We start from the raw sequence: 1,977 nt of genomic DNA on the forward strand, positions 1-1,977 counted from the left end.
CATCCTGGCTGATAACGGACCTCATATCACCGGGCGAAAACTCTCTTACGTCGACCTCTCGCTGTTCCAGATCGTCGACGGGCTGCGCTACGCCTTTCCGCAGCGGATGAAGGCGTTCGAGCGCAAGATTCCCGGTCTGGTCGCGCTGCATGATCGGGTCGCCACGCGACCGAACATCGCGACCTATCTGGCGAGCGAGCGCCGGATCCCGTTCAACGAGGACGGCATCTTCCGCCGCTACAAGGCGCTCGATCTCTAGAGTCGGATGATTTCAAGTCCGATCGATGACATCAGCCCCGTCATTGCGAGGAGTTCGTTGCGACGAAGACCGTATGTCCTTCCAAGCAAGAGGCGACTCGCCCCATTTGCGAGGTGCGAGGGTTGCCCGGATTGGCCGGGCAGAGCCTCATCGCAAGGAGGCGAGTCATGGCGAATTATAGCGAAGCTTACGTTGCATTTGATACCTCGAAGTTGCGCAACGCGGTAGCCATCGCCGAGGGCGGGCGTGCAGGCGACGTGCGCTTTTTTGGCGAGATCGACAATACGCCGACGGCGGTGCGGCGGCTGGTAAAGAAGCTATCAGGGAAGTACGGGCGACTGACGTTCTGCTACGAAGCAGGGCCGACCGGGTACGGTGTGCACCGCCTCATTAGCGATCTCGGTCATCGCTGCGATGTCGTGGCGCCCTCGCTGATCCCGAAGAAGCCGGGCGATCGGGTAAAGACCAACCGGCGGGATGCGGTGGGGCTGGCCAAGTTGCTGCGGGCCGGCGAACTAACGGCAGTATGGGTTCCCGACGAGCGGCACGAAGCGATGCGCGATCTGACCCGGGCGCGTGACACAGCCGTGGCCGATCAGCGTGCCAAGTGCCAGCAAGTGACGGCGCTGCTGCTACGTCTGGGGCGCCATTACCCGGGCAAGTCGAAGTGGGGCAAGGCGCATTGGGCGTGGCTGAGCAAGCAGGAACTCGCTCAACCCGAGCAACGCATTGTGTTCGAGGAGATGCTGTTGGCACTGCGCCAGGTGCAGGAGCGGATCCAGCGCCTGGAGGAAGCGATCCGCGCCGCGGTGCCGGAGTGGTCGCTCGAACCGGTGGTGACCGCTTTGATGGCGTTGCGCGGGATCGATCTGGTATCGGCGGCGACCTTCCTGGCCGAGATCGGCGATCTGTCGCGCTTTCGCACGCCGCGCGAGCTGATGGGTTATCTCGGTCTGGTGCCGAGCGAGAACTCGACCGGTGAAACGATCAGGCGTGGACCGATCACCAAAGCCGGTAATCGGCGGGCGCGTCGCGTTCTGGTCGAGAGCGCCTGGAGCTATCGTTATCCGCCACGCGTCGGCCGGGCCAAGCAGCCGAGGGTCGAGGCCGCTCCGCCGGCCGTGCGCACGATCGCCTGGAAGGCGCAGACGCGGCTCTACGCCCGTTACCGGGCATTGCTCCGCCGCGGCAAGCTGAAGACCGTCGTCATCACCGCGCTGGCGCGCGAGCTCGCCGGCTTCATCTGGGCGGTCAGCCGCGAGGTCGCACTGTCCCCCACCCAAGCGAACTGAGGCTTGATCGAACACTCCAACAAGGGAGCCCGGCGCCGGGGCTCAGGTCCGGCGAACACAGACATCGTGCAAGGGCGGGGACGAAGCCACGGCAGGGGAACTCCCGAGGATTGCTAGTGGCCGATCAGAATGCGATCGACGCCCGAACGAAGACTCAGGACAGCCCCAGACGGAACTTCGGATCTGCGGTCAAAATCCGCGAATGAGAGAATGATCACCGACGTCTCAAGGCTTCGTTCCCACCCTTGCACGCTCATCCATCCATCGCGCACGCTCCCATGCCTGCGCCATCGTAAAGCATTGCTCCACCACTTGACTAAGGACATAAGAGCAATCCAGTCTTTCTTCGCGAGCCCTGGATTGCTTCGCAAGAGCTCGCAATGACGGGGTGAGGTTGTCGATCCAACCTTAAATCAAATCATCATG

The 1,977-nt window shown here is 62.8% G+C and carries 2 protein-coding genes; both read left to right on the forward strand.

Annotated elements, in window-relative coordinates; genetic code table 11:
* Positions 1-259, forward strand: a 259-nt coding sequence (locus WA702_RS25125) for a glutathione S-transferase C-terminal domain-containing protein (RefSeq protein WP_425113245.1), incomplete at its 5' end; no start/stop codon positions are given.
* Between the two features lie 167 nt (positions 260-426).
* Positions 427-1,551 carry an IS110 family transposase gene (locus WA702_RS25130; RefSeq protein WP_425113246.1) on the forward strand — a complete coding sequence of 375 codons (1,125 nt, stop codon included), beginning with the start codon at positions 427-429 and terminating at the stop codon, positions 1,549-1,551.
* The last annotated feature ends 426 nt before the right edge of the window (positions 1,552-1,977 follow it).

The sequence above is a fragment of the Bradyrhizobium sp. genome (genome assembly GCF_049798375.1).
Lineage (GTDB): Bacteria > Pseudomonadota > Alphaproteobacteria > Rhizobiales > Xanthobacteraceae > Bradyrhizobium.